This is a genomic window from Sphingorhabdus sp. (genome assembly GCF_044374345.1).
Lineage (GTDB): Bacteria > Pseudomonadota > Alphaproteobacteria > Sphingomonadales > Sphingomonadaceae > Sphingorhabdus_B.
Genome location: NZ_JBILOS010000008.1, coordinates 1 through 19,809, shown reverse-complemented (window position 1 = coordinate 19,809; position 19,809 = coordinate 1). Strand labels below are relative to the sequence as shown.

Annotated in this window: 15 protein-coding genes, 1 tRNA gene and 1 pseudogene; 5 read left to right on the top strand and 12 right to left on the bottom strand. The window is 56.4% G+C overall.

The annotated features are described in order from the left end of the window. Positions 1 to 28: 28 nt before the first annotated feature. The 8 genes from virB11 to ACIQ5B_RS01605 are packed head-to-tail and all read right to left on the bottom strand — an operon-like array spanning position 29 to position 7,616. Positions 29 to 1,027 (bottom strand): P-type DNA transfer ATPase VirB11, encoded by a 999-nt coding sequence (gene virB11, locus ACIQ5B_RS01640; RefSeq protein ID WP_397597492.1) that lies wholly within the window; start codon positions 1,025 to 1,027, stop codon positions 29 to 31. Further along, on the bottom strand, positions 1,024 to 2,136 hold the full coding sequence (virB10, locus tag ACIQ5B_RS01635; RefSeq protein WP_397597491.1) for a type IV secretion system protein VirB10: 1,113 nt from the start codon (positions 2,134 to 2,136) through the stop codon (positions 1,024 to 1,026). Before virB10 ends, virB11 begins: the two co-directional genes overlap by 4 nt. After that, a complete protein-coding gene (locus ACIQ5B_RS01630) occupies positions 2,133 to 2,948 on the bottom strand; it encodes a TrbG/VirB9 family P-type conjugative transfer protein (protein ID WP_397597490.1) in 816 nt (271 codons plus the stop codon). The genes virB10 and ACIQ5B_RS01630 overlap by 4 nt, the downstream gene beginning before the upstream one ends. Next, on the bottom strand, positions 2,945 to 4,177 hold the full coding sequence (locus ACIQ5B_RS01625; RefSeq protein WP_397597489.1) for a type IV secretion system protein: 1,233 nt from the start codon (positions 4,175 to 4,177) through the stop codon (positions 2,945 to 2,947). The genes ACIQ5B_RS01630 and ACIQ5B_RS01625 overlap by 4 nt, the downstream gene beginning before the upstream one ends. Further along, positions 4,177 to 6,606, bottom strand: coding sequence for a VirB4 family type IV secretion/conjugal transfer ATPase (locus tag ACIQ5B_RS01620; RefSeq protein ID WP_397597488.1), 2,430 nt, complete (start codon positions 6,604 to 6,606; stop codon positions 4,177 to 4,179). Before ACIQ5B_RS01620 ends, ACIQ5B_RS01625 begins: the two co-directional genes overlap by 1 nt. Positions 6,607 to 6,609: 3 nt before the next feature. Next, on the bottom strand, positions 6,610 to 6,894 hold the full coding sequence (locus ACIQ5B_RS01615) for a type IV secretion system protein VirB3 (RefSeq protein ID WP_395628992.1): 285 nt from the start codon (positions 6,892 to 6,894) through the stop codon (positions 6,610 to 6,612). Between the two features lie 3 nt (positions 6,895 to 6,897). After that, the gene (locus ACIQ5B_RS01610; protein ID WP_397597514.1) at positions 6,898 to 7,215 is read right to left on the bottom strand and encodes a TrbC/VirB2 family protein; all 318 of its coding nucleotides are present in this window, start codon (positions 7,213 to 7,215) and stop codon (positions 6,898 to 6,900) included. Between the two features lie 8 nt (positions 7,216 to 7,223). Continuing rightward, on the bottom strand, positions 7,224 to 7,616 hold the full coding sequence (locus tag ACIQ5B_RS01605) for a lytic transglycosylase domain-containing protein (protein ID WP_395628993.1): 393 nt from the start codon (positions 7,614 to 7,616) through the stop codon (positions 7,224 to 7,226). A gap of 429 nt (positions 7,617 to 8,045) precedes the next feature. On the opposite strand from ACIQ5B_RS01605, the gene ACIQ5B_RS01600 reads away from it, so the two are divergent. Both ACIQ5B_RS01600 and ACIQ5B_RS01595 read left to right on the top strand, forming a co-directional pair. Next, positions 8,046 to 9,875 (top strand): DUF1800 family protein, encoded by a 1,830-nt coding sequence (locus ACIQ5B_RS01600; RefSeq protein WP_397597487.1) that lies wholly within the window; start codon positions 8,046 to 8,048, stop codon positions 9,873 to 9,875. 70 nt (positions 9,876 to 9,945) lie between these two features. Then, the gene (locus ACIQ5B_RS01595; RefSeq protein ID WP_397597486.1) at positions 9,946 to 11,319 is read left to right on the top strand and encodes a DUF1501 domain-containing protein; all 1,374 of its coding nucleotides are present in this window, start codon (positions 9,946 to 9,948) and stop codon (positions 11,317 to 11,319) included. A gap of 38 nt (positions 11,320 to 11,357) precedes the next feature. Here ACIQ5B_RS01595 and ACIQ5B_RS01590 read toward each other — a convergent pair whose 3' ends face one another. After that, the gene (locus tag ACIQ5B_RS01590) at positions 11,358 to 13,370 is read right to left on the bottom strand and encodes a TonB-dependent receptor plug domain-containing protein (protein WP_397597485.1); all 2,013 of its coding nucleotides are present in this window, start codon (positions 13,368 to 13,370) and stop codon (positions 11,358 to 11,360) included. Between the two features lie 148 nt (positions 13,371 to 13,518). Between ACIQ5B_RS01590 and ACIQ5B_RS01585 the strand changes: the two genes are divergently transcribed. The 3 genes from ACIQ5B_RS01585 (at position 13,519) to ACIQ5B_RS01575 (ending at position 18,037) form a co-directional block, all read left to right on the top strand. Continuing rightward, positions 13,519 to 15,015 carry a CoA-acylating methylmalonate-semialdehyde dehydrogenase gene (locus tag ACIQ5B_RS01585; protein ID WP_397597484.1) on the top strand — a complete coding sequence of 499 codons (1,497 nt, stop codon included), beginning with the start codon at positions 13,519 to 13,521 and terminating at the stop codon, positions 15,013 to 15,015. Between the two features lie 5 nt (positions 15,016 to 15,020). Beyond that, a complete protein-coding gene (gene mmsB, locus ACIQ5B_RS01580; RefSeq protein WP_397597483.1) occupies positions 15,021 to 15,896 on the top strand; it encodes a 3-hydroxyisobutyrate dehydrogenase in 876 nt (291 codons plus the stop codon). A 110-nt stretch (positions 15,897 to 16,006) separates the two neighbouring features. Beyond that, the gene (locus tag ACIQ5B_RS01575; RefSeq protein WP_397597482.1) at positions 16,007 to 18,037 is read left to right on the top strand and encodes a 3-hydroxyacyl-CoA dehydrogenase NAD-binding domain-containing protein; all 2,031 of its coding nucleotides are present in this window, start codon (positions 16,007 to 16,009) and stop codon (positions 18,035 to 18,037) included. Between the two features lie 226 nt (positions 18,038 to 18,263). Here the strand turns inward: ACIQ5B_RS01575 and ACIQ5B_RS01570 are convergent. From ACIQ5B_RS01570 to metX, 3 genes and pseudogenes are all read right to left on the bottom strand, one after another. Continuing rightward, positions 18,264 to 18,350: transfer RNA gene (locus ACIQ5B_RS01570), tRNA-Leu, on the bottom strand. Positions 18,351 to 18,696: 346 nt separating this feature from the next. Continuing rightward, the gene (gene metW / locus ACIQ5B_RS01565; RefSeq protein WP_397597481.1) at positions 18,697 to 19,293 is read right to left on the bottom strand and encodes a methionine biosynthesis protein MetW; all 597 of its coding nucleotides are present in this window, start codon (positions 19,291 to 19,293) and stop codon (positions 18,697 to 18,699) included. Next, positions 19,290 to 19,809, bottom strand: a pseudogene (metX, locus tag ACIQ5B_RS01560) (homoserine O-acetyltransferase); the annotation flags it as partial. The pseudogene metX and the gene metW, both read right to left, overlap by 4 nt.

The following is a 19,809-nucleotide window of genomic DNA, read 5'->3' as shown; positions in this document are numbered from 1 at the left end:
TCTAGACTCAGGCTGCTCCAATTTAGCGTCATGCAGCGTTCGTTAATTCGACACAGCTTATGGCGCGTTGGCCGCTGTGGCGGTCCAGTTGGATGACAACGTCGATCATGGACCGGGCGTACTCCATCGTTTCGAGACGGCCAAGGCCAAGCCCGGCCTGCATACACATGAAGGCAATTTGTTCGAACGCACCTTGGGGTGAATTGGCGTGCACCGTACTGATGGAACCGGGATGACCCGTATTGATGGCCCGCAAAAACGTGACTGTTTCGCCGCCACGCAATTCGCCCACGATCAACCGGTCCGGCCGCATACGCAGCGATGCGCGCATAAGATCGTCAACTGTCACGCGTGCCTCACCTTGATCGCCGGCCACAGCGACCAAGCCAAGCGCATTGTCGCTGCTCAGCCGGATTTCAGGGGTGTCCTCAATGGAAATGACCCGCTCATGTTTCGGAATTTCCTTTAGCAGCGCGTTGAGCAAGGTTGTCTTACCAGACGACGTTCCGCCAGAAATGAGGATCGTTTTGCGCGCCGCAACGGCCGCACGGAAAAAGCCTAGATAATCTTGTTTCTGCAAAAGCGCCGCAAGCATGGGGCCATCGTCGGCGGCACTACGCACCGATGGAAGCGCGCTTTGTTCAAAATAGCTCTCCAGCGTCATGTCTTGCAGCCGGTGTTTGCGGATCGCGAGCGCAACATCGCCGCGCGTTGCAGGCGGCAACACCATCTGCACGCGGGCACCGCCCGGCAATATGGCGGCGAGCAAAGGACTTTCGCGGCTAACCCCTTGATGGTTGATGCGCGCGATCTGGTGCGCCAGGCGTTCCAGCAACTGGCTGTCAATTTGTGGAGCGTCGTGACGTTCCATCTGCGCAAACCCAAGCCGCTCAACCCATATTTCATGCGGCCGGTTTACCAAAATCTCGGTCACATCATCGCAAGCCAGCCATTCGCGAAATGGCGCTAGATAGCTGTTGAGATACACATTTTCGGCATCGCCAGCCACGGGCGCCGCATGCCTCATTGCGCATCGCCGTCGGTGCCCGAAAAATCGAGGTCGCGGGCGATGAAGATACGAATGGCTGTTCCTTGCGCCACTTTTACCGTCGGCGGAATGTTGATGTCCCGCTGCAAGGCAATACCGGCAACGCTTTTGGCATCATCGGCGGTGCGGACGATGACATCATTGCCACCCTGCTGCAAAAGCCCCAGGCCGGATTGCACAACGGACAATAATATCGCCGAACCAAAGCGTTTCAGGAAGTGGCTATCCACTTTACCCCCTAAGCCCGCACGGCCAAGCGGGTCGGTGACGGGCGAGCCCAGCGACACGGTTACGCCATCGGGGCGGGTCAGCCGTGTCCAGACGATGAATGCGCGTGATTGCCCCGCGGCGAGGCCCGAGCGATATTGCCCAATCAAGCGGCTTCCGCTTGGGATGAGCACCCGTCGGCCGTCAAAGCCCATGACGTCGCGGCTGACAACAGCACGCACATATCCGGGCAGATCGGAGTTTATCGCCGTTTCAAGGACGCCCGCGATAATGGCACCCTGCGGCACCGTATAGCTGCTGTTGGCGATACGCACCGCGCGGGCAGGCGCATTTTCGCCCGCCGCGACGCGGTCGGAAAATCTGTCTTCCGCGCTCAAGTCGTCATTTTTGGCGCCTGCCAGACCCGGTGTGGGTGGGACCATGGCGACACCGCCTTTTGTGGTATCCACGACGATGCCCGGCGCTTGAAAGCGGTTCGGACCAACCGCTACGGGGCCAACGATGCCCATTGCTGCCCCATTTGGGGTGTTCACGGGCGGCGGGACAAGCACGGGCGGCGGCAATTCCGGTGGACCCGGACGCAACGTCGGTTGCGGCACAAGACCGCCGGGGGGAACAACTGCAGGCGTCGAGACGGCGGCCGCCTGTGCCGCAACTTGGTCTGCTTCATTCCGGCTGTTGGCCAAGCTGCTAAAGGTTAAAATGGCAAGCAAGCCAATGCCCACTACGCCCAATTTCATGCCCGGGGATAGACCATTTGGCATGGCCACCGGCGACAAAATCCGTTGGTTCGCTTCTTCAAGCGTATCAGAATCGATGGCGGTCCGCGGGTCCATATTGCCCGATTTAAATATGCTCACGGCTTGGCCTCCATCGATTTGCACCCAAAAAGCCCGCATTTCTTCTTTGGTGCGCGTGGCTTGGGGGCATCTGCGCCGGGTGTCGGCACGGCATAGGCATCGTTAAAGATGATCGTGACTTCTTTGCCATGACGCAGCACAAATTGCGGCGCGATTTGTTCCACAACAGTGTACGGCCCGCGCACAGCAAAGTTCACGATGCTTTCACCGGCATCGGGCGTAATGCTGAAAATGGCAGGCGCCGCCGATCCAGCGGCAAAGCGGAAAAAGGTCGATTTGCCATCGTCAAACACTTGCTCCGGCACATTGGCCGTTGCGCCGTCATAGCTATAGGCGCGGTTCCACAATTCAGGCGGGGTCGAAATCAACGGCGGCGGCGTTGCCATATTGTCGTCTGCCGTGACTTTGGGTGGGTAACGGAAGCGCACCGCATAAATAATCTGGCTTTGGGGCACACGCTGGCCGGATTTGGCCAGCAGTTCCAAATTGTACCGCCGCATATTTGTGATGATCGATAAATTGGTCGCAGGCGGCAGGCCCACGGGTTTCAGGAACATGACCGTTCCTGCGCCATTCGGGGTCACCTGCCACCCAGAGGCGTCACCAATGCCAACGGTTTCAATCTGTTCACCGGCCTCAAATTCAAGCATCATTTGATAGCCGGTATGGCCGGTCAGGCGAATGACGGCATCGGGGTTATAGTCCACATAACGGATATTTGGCGCAACCTGCGCTGATGCTGCCATCGGCTGCATAACAGCGATGCCAATCGCCATGGTGATAAGGGCCAGCCAATGATAATGTCGGGTCATGCAACGTTCCTAATGGCTTTAATCGGCGCGCGGACCGCATTGACGGGGCCCCGCGAAATGCGCCGGTCGAAATAATTATTCTTTTGTCCTGCTTGACTGGCATCCGCATATGCCGGCTGCGGCAACAATATCCTACGCGGGTTGCCCGGGTCCATGTTTGCGGCTGCGGCGGCGGAACGCTCAATAGCGCCGACCAGCGACTGCATGCGTTCATTATACACGACATTATTCGACGGCATCGGGACATCCGCGGCTGGCGCTGAAACCGAATTATCAGCTGCGCGGTGTTGCCCAAAGGGCAAGGTCCAGCCGCTGACAATCGTGCGGCCAATGCGGAACAACTGCACCGCCACCGCGACCATGATGAGCACGACAACCAATATCGTCAAAGCCGCGCGCAATGAAAAATCACCTTGGCCCGCCGACACATACATTTGCGTCAATATGGGCTCAAGCGCCGCCATGGCCCCTGCTGATGTGATCATCGTCATAATAGGCACCAACGCCATCATGATCGCCGCACGGCCCCAGCCAAGTGCCAAGCCGCGTGTAGAGGGGAATAAGCCCAGCACGGCAAAGACGGGGCCAAGGAGAAACAACAGGCCCAAGATGATTTTCGCCACGACCAAGACACCTGCCGATGCGAGCACCAGCAACAACGCGCTCAACAACAGCATATTGGGGCCAAGCGAATCCTTTGGCGCGACAACAGCGGTGATATTGTTTGCAGTGACCGGAAGCGCCCCGGGTGCAGGTGCCGTTGGGCTTGCCGGCAGCATCTGTTCCGGCCGCGCATCAAATTCGGTCCAGGCATCCGCAAGGTCGACCATGCGGCCCGACAGCATATCGACACGTTCGGTCATACCGCGCACATTGCCATCATTAGGGTTAATGGCGCGCACGATTTCGTGCGGCCCATCGGTCAGCACGTCATACACCAAAACCTGATATGTCGCCCAGTTACTCGTCAGCGCCAGCACGGCACCGATCATGATCATGCGCGGCATCATCTCGCCAACGCTGAGTGACGAGCGTCCAAATATCAGCCGGTAGCCGATGATCGCGACGTAAATCGTCAGCGCAATTGTTAAGGCAACACTAAACACGCTGCCTTCGCCAAGCAAATTGGCATAGCCCGCCTGCACGGTCGACGCGATGTAACAATCGACGGCATTGACCATCGTTTCTGCCGAACCGGCTGCAGGGTTAAGGGCAACGCAATTTGCCATCAGCTTTGCATACCCCTCCTGCTTGCCACTGGCCACGGGGTCAACACGCCTTCCTGCGCTGCTTGCAACAACATCGGCAACCATTCGGACGGCGCATCACCATGAACGCTGCGAAGCTCGTCCAGTTTGCGCACGCTGGCTTCACGGCCGGACAGCACAGTGATCGCATCGGGCATATTGCCCATATCCAGACGCGCAACGACACTGTTCCCGCCTTGCTTAATCAAAACGCAGCGTAAGTGTTCGGGCAAGGAGCGCACGAGATCAAGCTCATGCGCGGTCAACCCAAAGCCACCGCAATAATCGGATGCTTGCGCCTTGGGATTGCTCATGAACAATTGCGTGGCGGATTGTTCAATGATGGTCGCGGCAATTTTGCTTTCAATCGCGTCGCTTGCGCTTTGTGTGGCAAAACCAACCACACCATTGCGTTTGCGGATCGTTTTCATCCAATCCTTCATCCGGTGCACAAAGACGTCATCATCCAACGCCTTCCATCCTTCGTCGATGACAATCATCGAAGGGCTGCCGTCCAAACGTTCATCGACGCGGTGGAACAAATACATCATCGCGGGCGTGCGCAACTCGGGGTTGTCCAGCAACGCGGTCATGTCAAAGCCAGCGGTTCTTGTATCGAGGTTTAACTGGTCCGTCGGGTTATCGAACAACCATGCATGTTCCCCCGCGCCATACCAAGGGGCAAGGCGCGAAGCGAGATCGCCACGGGTGGGGCGTGCGCCGCCAGCCAATAGCTCCACCACATAGCGCAATTGGCGGTATTCGGTCGGTTGGCCGAAATTGGCATCAACCGCGCTTGAGATGATGGCGTTTTCATCGGCAGTAAGCTGCCCGCCCGCCGGCGTTAAAATCTGCGAGAGCCATTGCCGCAAAAATGCCTGATTTGTTGCATTTTCGGGCAGTTGAAGCGGGTTGAATCCGGTTGGCGTGCCGGGCCGCAAGACATCATAATGCCCACCAATGGCGCGAATGAAAATCTCGGCCCCGCGATCTTTGTCAAAGAAAAACGTGCGGGGGTAAAATTTCTGCGCCTGCGCAATCAGGAAATTGAGCACCACCGTTTTGCCGGAACCCGATGGCCCAATAAGCGTGAAATTGCCCAAATCACCGCTGTGCAAGTTAAAGAAATAGGGTGTGCTGGATGTGGTTTCGAGGACCGTGATAGGCTCACCCCATGGGCCGCCAGCAGGCACGCCGATTGGAAAGCCATGGAGCGAAATGAGGCCGGACAAATTGGCGGTCGACACCAAAGCCTTGCGCGCAATAAAATCTGCGTTGCCCGGAAACTGACCCCAAAAGGCACTTTCCAAATTGAGATCCTCACGCACGGCAACCGCGCCAATATCGGCAAGCGAGGCTTGTACATCGGCAACGGCCGCATCCAGCGCGGCCAAGGTCATCGCGCGGACATGCACCGTCAGATGGTGCTCACCATAAGCTGCAGCGCCGCCGGTGAGATCATCCTTTGCACCCAAAAGGCCTTGGCGCAGGGTGGTGGTTTCGTCCGACGCCGCGCGCAACCGGCGTAGCGCAAGCCCGATGCGTTCATCCGCAATCTGTCGGTCGATGAAAGCAAAGCTCTCCGTCATCGTCAGCTCATGCGGCAGACGCAGAAGGTTATCGAGCATACCCGGTGCCGTATATGCAGGATAATCCTTGATGGAAACGATAGCGCCAAAACGCGACGTGTTGGCACTTGCGCCTTTCAATTCGAGGGCATCAAGGCCAAAGCTGATCCGCTTATATGGCAGATATTGGCCAGCATCGCCGGTGGGTTCAAGCACGGGCTGCATTTCGCCATTATACAGCGCCGACAATATCTCCAGCGGTTCGGAACAAGTGCCATGTGCGTCGCGATAGCGACCAAGCAGGCGCGGGCCATAGCGGCTGAGGGCGGAGAGCAGGTTGGTGCGCGCCGCATCCAATTCGCGCAGTTCCCGCGTTTGGTCAGCCAGCCGTTCGGCGCTGTTACGTGTTCCATTGCCCCATTTGGTCAGGCGGTCAAAAAAACCAATCTTTCCTTGGGCTGGCCGACGAACCAGCATCAGCACCATGTCATTAATATAGAGTTTTTTGCCGCGCAGTTGCTGCTGCCACGCATCGTCAAGGTCGCGGACAAAACCGTCGGGTTGCGCACCCGATAATTCGGCGGTCACCTGACGACGAATGACATGGCAGTATAACATCAGGTTGGAGTTCGCGATGCCGCGCATCACAACATCACGCACCGCCGCCATATGGTTCAGCGTTTCGCTATCGGCAGTTTCAAAGGCAATGCCATCGACCTGAATCATCTGGATCAGGTCGCCGCCGCGGGTCATAACCGTATGGTCATCCAAATGTCCGGCATAAGGCAGACGGTCCCCAGCGCATGGGTCCAAAGCTGCTGCTTTTTGGGCGGCCGTTTTCATGGATTAAGGCCGGTAACTGTTGCAGCGCCAAAGATCATGCGTGCGCGTACGGCCGCAACGGCTTATTTTCGTAATCCAGAGATCGAAAATCCGGGGCTCCCGCAAACAGGCCATATAGCCAATCGCATGGATGACGGCGGCAGCCGGAATCGCCCAGAATGACCGTGTGATCAGGAAAATCTCGGTCGTGACGACCAGATTTATGACAAAATAGCTATATGTGACGCCCGCAAACATCTGCGGCTGTGTTAATGCCCGGAATATCGGCGTGCGGTTCAGTGGGGTCATGCCTTAACCGCCAACTGCAGCGACACGAATACCCGAGACAATCGCTGTGGCACCAAAGAGAATGAAGCAGCCAATGATAACGGTCGCACCAAAGCGCCAGTTCATGCGTCCGGTCAGCATCATCAGCCCCACAACCGCAACGGCGATTACGGCAGCAGTCGTTGCGACATTGCCAAGCAGTGTGCCCTGTATCCAGCTAAGCGCGTTGACGATTGGCCCCGAACCTTGCGGATCGACATTCGCCACCTGCGCCATCGCGTTTTTTGGAATAGCCAAAGCGAGCGCAGCACATGCAAAAAAGCGTTTGAATATATATGTCATCATGAACCTCAATATCCTGCGCGATTGGCCGATGTTGCCGACAAGCGTTGCATTATTTGGCGGACGTAATCTTGTGTTTCGCGGTACGGCGGGATGCCACCATATTTCATCACCGCCCCTGGTCCAGCATTATATGCCGCCAAAGCAAGTGGCACATTGTTGCCAAAGCGTTCAAGCTGCTGACGCAAATAAGCGGTCCCACCAGCCACATTTTGTTCCACATCCTGCGGGTTATACACACCCAATTGCCGTGCAGTCCCAGGCATGAGTTGCATCACGCCCATCGCACCCGCCGTGGAAAGGGCGCGCGGATTATATCGTGACTCTTGCCAAGCAACCGCATCGACCAGATTGCGGTCAACGCCGAAGCGTGTTGCCGCAACCTGAATATGCTGTCGCACGGCATTTTGTGATTGGGAAGAATTGGATGCGGAATTTGTTGTGGGACCATTTCGACGTTCAACAGACCGCGACGCGTCCGCCCGCCATGCCGGCTGGGATATTTCGACGAGATTGCCATTTTGTTTGCGTTCAAAAACATTTGCGTGCGCCCCCGAACAAAGTCCGGCGAGAGGAAGAACTGCAAAAATAGGGAGAGCGAAGCGTCTGTTGACCATATACCGAGCCTAAATCACGCTTGTTACCATGCCGCTGACTAATCTCCTACCCCACCCATCGCAACAAAAAAATTCATTGCTGGGGCTGGGAAAAAGTATAGTTTAGTCAAACCATTTGTCAGCGTAACATCATTACACATGTGCGGCAACGGCGGTGGGAACCAGGGCCTTTCCTTACCTTGGAATTGGCCATATGGTTAGGGGGATAGTGTGATGACGCAAGCTGAATGCGCGACTCTGGAAGAGGCAACAAAAGCGGATAGCTTCCCAGATACATTCGCTGCACCGCAGGGAATGGCCGAAGAAAAATCGTCCGCTGTTTTTGCAATTCCCGCCGCCTCATTGGCGCTGGCCGCTTGTGGCGGAGAAGGGACGGACGGCAATCCAATAAGCTCTGTTTTGGCACCTGCAGTGCAAGTCGCCAAGCCTGCGACAGATGGCGAAGCAGCCCGTTTCATTTTGAAGGCCAGTCTTGCCGCGACGGAACCCGAAATCGCGGATATCCGCTCTGTCGGTTATGTGGCTTGGCTCGACAAACAGATGGATATTCCAATTAGCCAGACAGGTGTCGACTGGCTGTCATCGCGCGGTTACGATCGCGTGACGGTCGATGAGTTTTATTTCCGAGACAATTTAGCGGACAACATGGTTTGGAACCAGTTGATCACTAGCCCCGACCCCGTTCGTAAAAGATTTGCCTACGCGCTTTCCCAATTTTTTGTCGTTTCGACCAACGGTATCGAAATCGACTGGCGGTCCAATGCAATGGCCGCTTATTGGGATATTCTTAATCGCAACGCTTTCGGAAATTTTCGTCAGTTACTCGAAGATGTGACCCTCAACCCCGCAATGGGTGTTTACCTGAGCACACTGGACAATAGGAAAGAAGATACCCGAACCGGCCGCGTGCCTGACGAAAATTATGCACGTGAAGTCATGCAGCTTTTCACCATTGGTTTGAATGAGCTGAATAATGACGGCACCAAAAAAACAGGAAGCACTGGCCAGCCCATCGAAACATATACCAATGCCGATGTATCCAACCTCGCCCGTGTGTTTACCGGTTACAGTTATGACTTTGCGAATTTGGTCAGAACGCCTTCTGTTCGTTTTCCATCTCAAAAAATCTCCCCCATAGAATCCGTAATCAGGCCGATGACAAGCGATCCGACCAGATGGGAGTGGAAACAAACCGTCAGCCAACATTCAATGCTCGAAAAAACATTTCTGGGTACAACTATTCCTGCGAACACCGATGCTCCAACATCCATGAAAATCGCGCTGGACACACTTTTCAACCACCCAAATGTTGGTCCATTCTTTTCAAAGCAAATGATCCAGAGATTGGTGACGAGCAACCCCAGCCCTGGCTATGTTGATCGTGTTGCCAGGATATTTAACAATAATGGCTCGGGCGTTCGTGGCGATCTGCGGGCGGTGTTTAAGGCCATTTTACTTGATGATGAAGCGACAAATGCGACTGGATTAACGTCGCCGACCTTTGGCAAAGTGCGCGAGCCTGTGTTGCGCTTTACACAATGGGCCAGAAATTTCGGCGCCACATCACAATCAGGTAATTGGACCATTAACAATACGTCCAACCCTTCCTTCAGCCTTGGCCAAAGTCCCTTGCGTGCGCCGTCTGTGTTTAATTTTTACCGCCCGGGTTACGTCCCACCCAACACCGCCATCGCAACCAACGCGCTGGTCGCACCTGAATTCCAAATCGTGAACGAAGTCAGTGTCGCAGGCTATATCAACTTCATGGCTTCCGCCATCGGATCAACCAACGGTATCAATAACGACGTTAAAGCCGCTTACACGAGTGAGCTAGCAATCGTTACCGACGCTTCGGCCTTACTCAACCGGCTGTCTTTATTATTGTCCGGAAACCAGATCACGGACACCACCAAAGCAACTATCAAGGCCGCACTTGACGCGAAGTCGATAACGGACACCAGTTCGTTGGCAGACAAACAAAGGCGCGTGTATTTGGCAGCACTACTCGTGTTTGCCTCCCCCGATTACCTGGTCCAAAAATAGGGAGCGTCTCGTGCACATTAGCAAAATGGAAGATATATCGCGACGCGCTTTCCTTCGCCGCTCTAAACAATTGGCTGTTGCCGGGACTGCTGGGTCGTGGGCCATGGGTCTTGCGGGCATGGGGGAGGCGGCGGCTTTCAGCGCTGGCAATGATTATCGCGCGCTGGTCTGCGTGTTTCTAAACGGTGGTAACGACCATAATAGTACATTGATACCGTATGACTCGGCAAATTACGACCTGTACAGCGCTATTCGCGGCGGCGGTCCCGGACAGACTGCAGGCGGGATTACGTTAGCGCGTTCGTCTCTCGCGGCAACCGCCCTTACACCCGCCAATGGCCAAGTGCTGACCAACAATGTGCAATATGCGCTCGCACCGCAAATGACCCGCATGAAGGCATTGTTTGATGCAGGTAAAATTGTGCCATTGCTGAATGTCGGGCCGCTTATTGCACCATTAACTTTAGCCCAATATCAAAGCAGCAATTGGGTCGCAAACCCCCGGCCCGCGAAACTGTTTTCGCATAATGACCAACAATCGACATGGCAGTCGTCCAAGCCCGAAGGTGCCACCGACGGTTGGGGTGGCCGCATGGGCGACCTAGCCTTGTCCAGCAACACCAATTCACTGTTCACCTGCATTTCGGCAACGGGCAATGCCGTTTTCTTGGCGGGAAAAGATGCGATTACCTATCAGATATCGCCAGGCGGCGCGCCATCCATAAATGGTCTTAATGGCTCTCTATTTGGGTCTACAGCGGGCAGCAATGCGCTTCGAACATTGATGACGCAGTCGAGCAACAATGTCTTTGAAGCGGAGTATAATAGGGTATCGCGCCGCTCCATAGATGCGGAAACCGTTATCAATGCGGCGCTACAGCAGATATCCCTTGCGACGTCATTCCGGCCAGTTTCCGGCACCAACAGTTTAGCGGACCAACTTCAAATAGTTGCGCGAATGATCGCGGCGCGCCAAGCGCTGGGCGTAAAGCGCCAAGTGTTTATGGTCAGCTTAGGCGGCTTCGACAATCACGACAATTTAATTGAAGCGCACGCAACGCTTATGAACCGTGTCGACTTCGCATTTGACGCCTTCTATCGTGCGACCGTGGAATTGGGTGTCGCTGACAAAGTGACGACATTCACGGCGTCCGATTTTGGCCGCACGCTGCAGTACAACGGTGATGGATCTGACCATGGCTGGGGGGCGCACCACTTCATCATGGGCGGCGCGGTGAACGGCGGCCGCTATTACGGTGTTGCCCCGGAAATTTCTGTTAGAAGCCCCGACCAAGTAGGCCTTGGCCGTTTGCTTCCAACGGTTTCAGTTGATCAATATGCTGCAACACTGGCCACATGGTTCGGCGTAGCGCCTAGCGAACTCCCCAGCATCTCGCCCAACATTGGTCGGTTCAACGGCGCTAATTTGGGTTTCATGCAATAACTGCCCCAGTCGCACGGGACATGATGCAACCTTCGCTGCTATCGGGCCGAAAATTTCAGCCCGATCCAAAATATCCGGGGTGTTCCAAGGTCTATCGACGTTCCCACTTTGCGGGTCACAACTTCTTCATTGAGGATATTCTCGACCCGGCCGGTCAATGCGATCTTCCGGGTGAGGGGGATTTGTGCAAAGCCGTCAAAGGTAAGCGCCGATGGCAAAATATTCGCCTCAAGATCATCTTCGAATTGTGCGCCGACATAACGGGCTGTTGCCGACAATATATTGCCGGCGCTTGGCGTCCACCGCACGGTCGCATTTGCCGCATGGCGGGGGCTTTGTGCCGGGGTGAGCCCGTTGAGGCCGCTGGCGATGCCCGATGCGCGCACTTTGCTGTGGCTGAATGCGTAAGATGCGGCAATGCTGACCGCACCAAATTGCGCTTCGCCGCTGAGCTCGACGCCCTTGGCAATGACAGCATCGACATTGTCGCGTCGGCGCAGATTAGTGCCAATCGTGACGTTGGCGATGGCGTCGTTGAGCCTGTTGTAGAATAATGTTGCGCCAAGGGTCACGCCGGTGGCTGGTCGGACATCAAACCCCGCCTCGACACCGCGCAGCTTTTCCACGTCCAACGCTTCATTGGCGCGCGTTGCGACGGGGAAGACGGTGAATGGGCGATAGAGTTCATTCAGCGTGGGCAAACGAAAGCCGGTATAAGCCGCGGCACGGAGCGCTACGCCATCGGTCGGTGCATAGAGTGTCCCGACCCGTGCGCTGGACTGCCAACTTGCGCGATCAGCAAAGACATCATCGCGCACGACGGTTCCATTCGTAGCGCGCTCTGCAAAAAAGCCGTTGGTGATCGTCCAACGGTCTGCACGGATGCCGCCGGTGAGCGTCAAATCGCCAAGCGTCCAATCATTCTCGGCGAAAACGCCAAATGTCGCGCTGTTTCCCCCAGCATTGCGCCGTGCGGTGATGAGGCCGGTGACGCCGCTATAGACATCCTCAAACAGCTCACCTTCGGATAGCCGCGCGTCTACGCCCATGCGCAATTGATGATCGCTGCCAACGGGTGGCCTGACCTCTATTTTGCCACCGACGCCCGTGGATGGCGTGTTTCTTTGGTCGAGCGTTTTGCGGAACGACGTTGCGCTGATCACGATGTTGGTAAAATTGCGCGCCTGAACATAGGCCAGCGCGTCGACTTGCCAGCGGCCCTGCGACACGATGCGAATGCTCGCGTCCTGTCCTTCGGAGCTGCTGTCTGCGCCTGCAAATCTTAACGTCCGATGGTCCTGAAACAGCAGTCCGCGGAACTGCAGTTCAACCCCTTCCGCCAACGGCGCAACGGCGCGCAATCCGGTTGACCAGCTGTCATAGGCGGCCCGGACATCAGTGGGCTGGCGGGTGGCGCTTGGCGCGGTGTAAAACCCGTCGCCGCGATCCCACCGACCCGATAGGCTGACAAATCCGGCACCGAGATCAGTCGCGAGGCCAGCGGACAATTCGCTGGCGTTGCCGCTGCCGTAAAAGGCGGACAATGCGGCATCGGGAATGTCGCCCCGCCCTGCGCTGTTCAGCTCGATGGTCCCTGCGACGGCTCCTGCACCAAAGGCACCATTGCCGCCGCCGCGCGTGACGCGGATGGATGATAAACGTTCGGGGGTGATTGCGCTAAAGGGGATGTAGCCGAAAAACGGGTCGGCCTGAGGCACGCCATCAAGCAGCACCAATGTGCGGCTCGATGCATTGCCGCCAAGCGCGCGCAAGGTGGCCCCTTGCGCCGATGGATTGGCTGAACGGCTGTCGGAACGCCGGAACTGTTGAAAGCCAGCGACATCGGCGAGGATATTTTCGATGCGGCCGGACGCTTCGCTGGTTAAGCGCGCGCGGTCGATTTCCACCGAGCCATAAGCGGGGTCCCCCTTCGTCTGGTCGAGCCCTTTGCCGGTGACAATGATAATCGGTTCGGCGCTCTCCTGCGCATACGCAGCAGGCGCACCGATGACGAACGCCAGTAGCGAGGTGCGAGCCAATAGCGTGATCATGCAGGTTCCCGAAAAATGAAGGATAAGGATATTACGGCGTTCTGAAGCCCATATATGCACCGTCACCAATTTTTGAACCATAATATACCGAGGTTGCATTAATGGTCCGACACGGGCATTGGCGGCGCACAGAATTAGGAGAAAAGCTATGCGTCAAATCGATCATTTCATTAGCGGTGGCACGGGTGCCAGCGCATCGCGTTTTGGCGACATAATGGATCCAAACAATGGCGGCGTTCAGGCCCGCGTTGCATTGGGCGATGCCGCTGTGTTGGAACGCGCGGTGCAGGCAGCATTGGCGGCGCAACCTGCGTGGGCGACGACCAACCCGCAGCGCCGTGCGCGCGTGATGTTCGAATTCAAACGCTTGGTTGAGGCCAACATGGACGATCTCGCGCATATGCTGTCGTCCGAACATGGTAAGGTCATTGCCGACAGTAAGGGCGACATTCAGCGCGGGTTGGAAGTCATCGAATTTTGCTGTGGCATCCCGCATGTTATGAAGGGCGAATATAGCCAAGGCGCTGGCCCCGGCATTGACGTATATTCGATGCGTCAGCCAATCGGCGTTGGTGCAGGTATTACCCCGTTCAACTTCCCCGGCATGATTCCCTTGTGGATGTGCGGCCCCGCGATTGCGACGGGCAATGCGTTCATCATCAAGCCAAGCGAGCGTGACCCCAGTGTTCCTGTGCGTTTGGCGGAACTGTTTATCGAAGCTGGCTTACCCGAAGGCATTTGTCAGGTTGTGCATGGCGACAAGGAAATGGTCGACGCCATCCTTGACCACCCCGCCATTGGTGCGGTGAGCTTTGTCGGCTCGTCCGACATCGCGCATTATGTCTACAATCGCGGCGTTGCCAACGGCAAGCGTGTGCAGGCGATGGGCGGCGCAAAGAACCATGGCATCGTCATGCCCGACGCGGACCTCGACCAAGTCGTGAATGACCTTGCGGGCGCTGCCTTTGGTTCAGCTGGTGAACGCTGCATGGCGCTCCCCGTCGTCGTGCCTGTTGGCGACGATACGGCAGAGCGTTTGAAGGCGAAGCTCATTCCGGCGATACAAGCACTACGCGTCGGTGTCTCAACCGATTCCGAAGCGCATTATGGTCCGGTTGTTACCGCACAGCATAAGGCAAAGGTCGAAGGCTGGATCCAGACCTGCGTTGATGAAGGCGGCGAACTGATTGTCGATGGACGCGGGTTCAAGCTTCAGGGACATGAAGAAGGTTACTTCATTGGACCAACCTTGTTCGACCATGTCACCACCGACATGGAAAGCTATAAGGAAGAAATCTTCGGTCCAGTGCTGCAGATCGTCCGCGCGGCCAACTTTGAAGAGGCCTTGGCGCTTCCTTCAAAGCACCAATATGGCAATGGCGTCGCGATCTTTACCCGCAACGGCCACGCCGCCCGTGAATTTGCCGCGCGCGTCAATGTCGGCATGGTCGGCATTAACGTGCCGATCCCCGTGCCGGTTGCCTATCACAGCTTTGGCGGCTGGAAACGCTCTGCCTTTGGCGACACCAACCAGCACGGCATGGAAGGCGTGAAGTTCTGGACCAAGGTCAAGACCATCACCCAGCGTTGGCCAGATGGCTCGCCCGACGGTGGCAACGCGTTCGTCATTCCCACAATGGGATAAAGCATATGAAAATCGCATTTATCGGTCTGGGCAACATGGGCGGCGGCATGGCCGCCAACCTCGTTAAGGCAGGGCACAGGGTAAATGCGTTTGACCTGTCGGCCGACGCATTGGCGCGGGCGCAGGAAAATGGCTGCGCCACATTTACGTCCGTGCGTGATGCGGTCGGTGGTGTGGACGCTGTCGTATCGATGCTGCCCAATGGCAGTATCGTCGATAGCGTATTTGAAACTGATGTATTGGGCCATGCCCCCACAGGCGCGGTTTTGCTCGATTGTTCGACAATTGATGTTGATACTGCGCGCAAGGTGACGGCGGATGCTGTCGCCGCTGGCTATGATATGGTTGATGCCCCGGTGTCGGGCGGCATTGCGGCCGCCAATGGGGGCACGTTGACCTTCATGGTGGGTGGCACCGATACTGCCTTTGCGCGGGCAGAGCCGATCCTGTCGGCGATGGGTAAGGCTGTCATTCATGCTGGTGGATCAGGGGCGGGTCAGGCGGCAAAGATATGCAACAACATGCTGCTGGGTGCATCGATGATTGCGACCTGCGAAACCTTTGCCATGGCTGAAAAGCTGGGGCTCGACCTTCAAACCTTTTACGACATTTCGTCGAAAGCCTCTGGCCAAAATTGGTCGATGACCAGCTATTGCCCCGTTCCAGGCGTCGGACCGACGTCGCCCGCCGATAATGATTATCAGGGCGGTTTTGCGACCGCACTGATGCTGAAGGACCTTAAGCTGGCCATGGAAGCTGCGCAGTCGGTCAACGCCGATGTGCCCATGGGCGCGCGGGCGGCGGAACTATACGCGCAATTTGATGCGGCTGGAAAAGGTGGCATGGATTTTTCGGCGATCATTCAAAGCCTGAAAAACTAACGCCAAACATCTGCGCTCTGCGCTTTGATGACGCAGCGGGATTGCCAGCGCGACCCAAAACATTCTAGAACAATCGAGACGTTCAATCTTACCCAGCGCGCAGCTCAAACATGGCCTGCGCTGATATTGAGGAGCTTACCGTGCAGTCAGTCACCACGCAGAAAATCGATGATATCCTTGTTGTTCTTGTCGATAACCCGCCCGTTAATGCGCTGTCATGGCATGTCCGGCAGGGGCTGAAAGACGGTTTTGAGCTGGCGCTTGCCGACGACTCGGTCAAAGCGATTGTGCTGCGTTGCGCGGGATCAACCTTCATTGCAGGCGCCGACATCACGGAATTTGGAAAGGCGCCGCAAGGGCCTGATTTCAACGCGGTGCTCAACATGATTGAAGCGGCACATAAGCCTGTCGTCGCTGCCATCCATGGGACCGCGCTTGGCGGCGGATTGGAAACCGCGCTTGTCTGCCATTACCGTATCGCGGTGCCATCGGCCCGGCTTGGCGTTCCAGAGGTAAAGCTTGGCCTGCTGCCGGGTGCGGGCGGCACGCAGCGGCTTCCTCGTGTCGTGGGGATTGAGGCTGCCGCAACTATGTGCGCACTTGGAGAGCATTTGCCCGCCGCTAAGGCCGCCGCAATTGGCCTCGTCGACAGGCTTGCCGGCGAAGATAGCCTGGCGGAAGATGCCATCGCTTATGCACGTGAATTGATTTCTACCGGTCCCCGGCCAACCCGCGATCGGCCTATTTCTGGCGACGTCGGGGTTATTGAACAGCTGAAGGCGGCCAATGCGAAAAAATGGCGCGGCTTTGACGCGCCTTACGCCAATTTGGCGTGCGTTGAGGCCGCGACGCGACTGCCATTTGACGAAGGCATGCAATTCGAGCGCACGGAATTTCTCAAGCTGATGGGCGGGTCGCAATCGGCGGCGCAGCGCCACATGTTCTTTGCCGAACGGCAGGCGGCGAAAATTGACGGGCTGCCCAAGGATTTGGCCCTGCGCGATATTAAAAAAGTCGGCGTCATTGGCGCAGGCACCATGGGCGGCGGCATATCGATGAATTTCCTATCCAAGGGGATTCCCGTGACCATCGTTGAAATGGTTAAGGAAAATCTGGATCGCGGCGTGGGTGTCATCCGCAAGAATTACGAAAATAGTGCCGCCAAGGGCCGCTTCACGACTGAACAGGTCGAGGGCATGATGGGTCTGTTGACGCCGTCACTCGCGCTTGAGGACCTCGCAGATTGCGACCTTGTGATTGAAGCTGTGTATGAGAGCATGGACGTCAAGAAAGAGGTGTTTGGCAAGCTTGATGCCATTTGTAAGCCCGGGGCAATTTTAGCGTCGAACACATCCTATCTCGATGTCGATGAAATCGCGGATAGCACTTCGCGGCCCCAGGATGTGGTGGGAATGCACTTCTTCTCGCCCGCCAATGTGATGAAATTGTTGGAGGTCGTGCGCGGCGCAAAGACTGCGGATGACGTGCTCGCAACCGCGATGGCCATCGGCAAGAAAATCGGCAAAGTTGCGGTGGTCGCTGGTGTCTGTCACGGCTTTATTGGCAACCGGATGCTGTCAACACGCCAACAACCCGCGATGCAATTATTATTGGAAGGCGCAACGCCGGCGCAAATAGACAAGGTCCATACCGATTTTGGCATGCCGATGGGCCCTTTCCAGATGAGCGATCTCGCTGGCCTCGATATTGGCTGGCACCGCGACCCAAGCCGTGTTGAAACGATCCGTGATGCGCTGTGCGCTGCGGGACGTTTTGGTCAGAAAAACGGCAAGGGCTTTTATGATTATGATGAAAAGCGCGTCGGCACGCCAAGCGCCGAGGCGCTTGCTATCATCGAAGAGTTTCGGTCGACCTCTAACTTGCCGAAACGCGAGATCAGCGATCAGGAGATTGTCGAGCGGACACTCTACCCGATGGTCAATGAGGGCTACAAAATACTTCAGGAAGGCAAAGCGCAGCGGGCGTCGGATATCGATGTGGTCTGGATCTATGGCTATGGCTGGCCCATTTATCGCGGCGGCCCCATGTTCTGGGGCGACCTTGAAGGTGCTACAAAAATTGTCGAAGCGCTTGAGCGGCACGGCGTTGCGGTGGCAGAAAGTTTGAAGGCCAAGGCGTAAGCTCTAAGCGCCGATCAACAGTCATGGGTGCAAACGGTTGCCGCGAGCGGCGGCCGTTTGCACCTTATTGCGCAGCTAATAATCGCGAACCCCTTGCCATGAACTTTATTGTGCATGGCGATGGGTGCCCGAGTGTCGGGGGCGGGATATAATATCCGCGATATCACACATATTTGTTTCAGGATGTTTGTCGTCAGGCGGTTATCACATGCCGAAAACGACTGTCTGGTGCGGCCAAGAAGACTCGAACTTCCACGGGCTTTCGCCCACAACGACCTCAACGTTGCGCGTCTACCAATTCCGCCATGGCCGCACGCGCCTCGACAGGTAGGAGGGGGCCACTAGCAAAGCCCGTTGACCGGCGCAACAGGCTTTATCGGTTTAGCAATGCTCGGGGCATTGTCGCAAATCGGCGCAGCATGAAACTTGGCCGGCGATTGGCCGTATTTCGCGGCAATGGCGCCGCTAATTACATGCATTAACTCTTGCCTATATTGGCAAATGGATCGTTTTTTATGGGCATGATTTGCACCACAGTCCTTTTGGCTGCCGTAGCAGCTGCACCTGCTGTGGTCGCGCAAAGCATGGCAAAACAGGATCTCCAAATCAGTGTGCGTGAAGATGGCCGACGCGATATCGGCGCATCGTTTGATGTTGGACTATTTCCGGCGCAGTTTGAACACCGCATGTTGCGCCAGTAGGTTGGCGAAGCGGTCGGCGCGCGGCTTGTTTCCAGACAGAAACCACTGGCCTTCAATCTCGATATTCCGTTCGTGTAACAAGCTTCGGAAATCGTCGATGGTCACATGGTGGATATTGGGTGTGTCGTACCAGAGGTGTGGAAGTTGCTTGGTCACGGGCATGCGTCCGCCGAACATATGGGCAAAACGGATGCGCCACTGCGCAAAGTTGGGGAAGGAGACAAATGCCTCACGCCCGATCCGGACCAAATGGTCAAGAACCAGATCCGGTCTTTTGGTCGTCTGCAATGTCTGGCTGAGAATGGCATAATCAAAGCTGCCGTCCGGATATTCCGCCAAATCGGTATCGGCGTCGCCTTGAATGACGGATAGGCCCCGGGATACTGAGGTCGCAACATCGTGCGCATTCAGCTCAAGACCGCGGGCATCGACATTTTTGGTATCACGCAACGCCGCCATCAACTGCCCGTCACCGCATCCAACATCAAGCACACGTGCCCCCGCGCGGACTTCACGGGCAATGATGGCAAGGTCAGGGCGGAGTGCGCTCATCATTGCTCTCCTGCGCGCAAGAAACCGTCCACGATGCGGTTCATCTCGGGCGCTTCCAGCAAGAAGGCATCATGGCCAAACGGGCTTGATAGCTCAACGAAACTGACCGCAGCACCCGCGGCGTTCAACGCATGGACAATGCGCCGCGATTCTGCGGTCGGGTACAACCAGTCACTGTCAAAACTGATCAGGCAAAAGCGTGTCTTTGTCCCTGCAAATGCCCGCGCCAGAATACCGTCATGCGGTTCGGCGAGGTCAAAATAGTCCATCGCGCGCGTGATGTAGAGATAGCTGTTGGCATCAAAGCGGTCGACAAAGCTGAGGCCTTGATAACGCAAATAGCTTTCAACCTGAAAATCGGCATCAAATCCGAAGCTTTTGGCATCGCGGTTTTGCAGGCGGCGGCCAAATTTCTCGGTAAGGCCTGCCTCCGATAGATAAGTGATGTGCGCGGCCATACGGGCAACGGCGAGGCCCGATGATGGTGCCTCGTGGCCATAATAAGCGCCATTGTTCCAA

Bases quoted from the DNA above. Each gene is read 5' to 3' on its own strand.
- mmsB (WP_397597483.1), top strand. From the start codon at position 15,021: ATGAAAATCGCATTTATCGGTCTGGGCAACATGGGCGGCGGCATGGCC.
- ACIQ5B_RS01625 (WP_397597489.1), bottom strand. From the start codon at position 4,177: ATGGCAAATTGCGTTGCCCTTAACCCTGCAGCCGGTTCGGCAGAAACG.
- ACIQ5B_RS01575 (WP_397597482.1), top strand. From the start codon at position 16,007: ATGGCCTGCGCTGATATTGAGGAGCTTACCGTGCAGTCAGTCACCACG.
- ACIQ5B_RS01630 (WP_397597490.1), bottom strand. From the start codon at position 2,948: ATGACCCGACATTATCATTGGCTGGCCCTTATCACCATGGCGATTGGC.
- virB11 (WP_397597492.1), bottom strand. From the start codon at position 1,027: ATGAGGCATGCGGCGCCCGTGGCTGGCGATGCCGAAAATGTGTATCTC.
- ACIQ5B_RS01610 (WP_397597514.1), bottom strand. From the start codon at position 7,215: ATGACATATATATTCAAACGCTTTTTTGCATGTGCTGCGCTCGCTTTG.
- ACIQ5B_RS01620 (WP_397597488.1), bottom strand. From the start codon at position 6,606: ATGAAAACGGCCGCCCAAAAAGCAGCAGCTTTGGACCCATGCGCTGGG.
- ACIQ5B_RS01590 (WP_397597485.1), bottom strand. From the start codon at position 13,370: ATGATCACGCTATTGGCTCGCACCTCGCTACTGGCGTTCGTCATCGGT.
- ACIQ5B_RS01615 (WP_395628992.1), bottom strand. From the start codon at position 6,894: ATGACCCCACTGAACCGCACGCCGATATTCCGGGCATTAACACAGCCG.
- ACIQ5B_RS01585 (WP_397597484.1), top strand. From the start codon at position 13,519: ATGCGTCAAATCGATCATTTCATTAGCGGTGGCACGGGTGCCAGCGCA.
- metW (WP_397597481.1), bottom strand. From the start codon at position 19,293: ATGATGAGCGCACTCCGCCCTGACCTTGCCATCATTGCCCGTGAAGTC.
- ACIQ5B_RS01600 (WP_397597487.1), top strand. From the start codon at position 8,046: ATGACGCAAGCTGAATGCGCGACTCTGGAAGAGGCAACAAAAGCGGAT.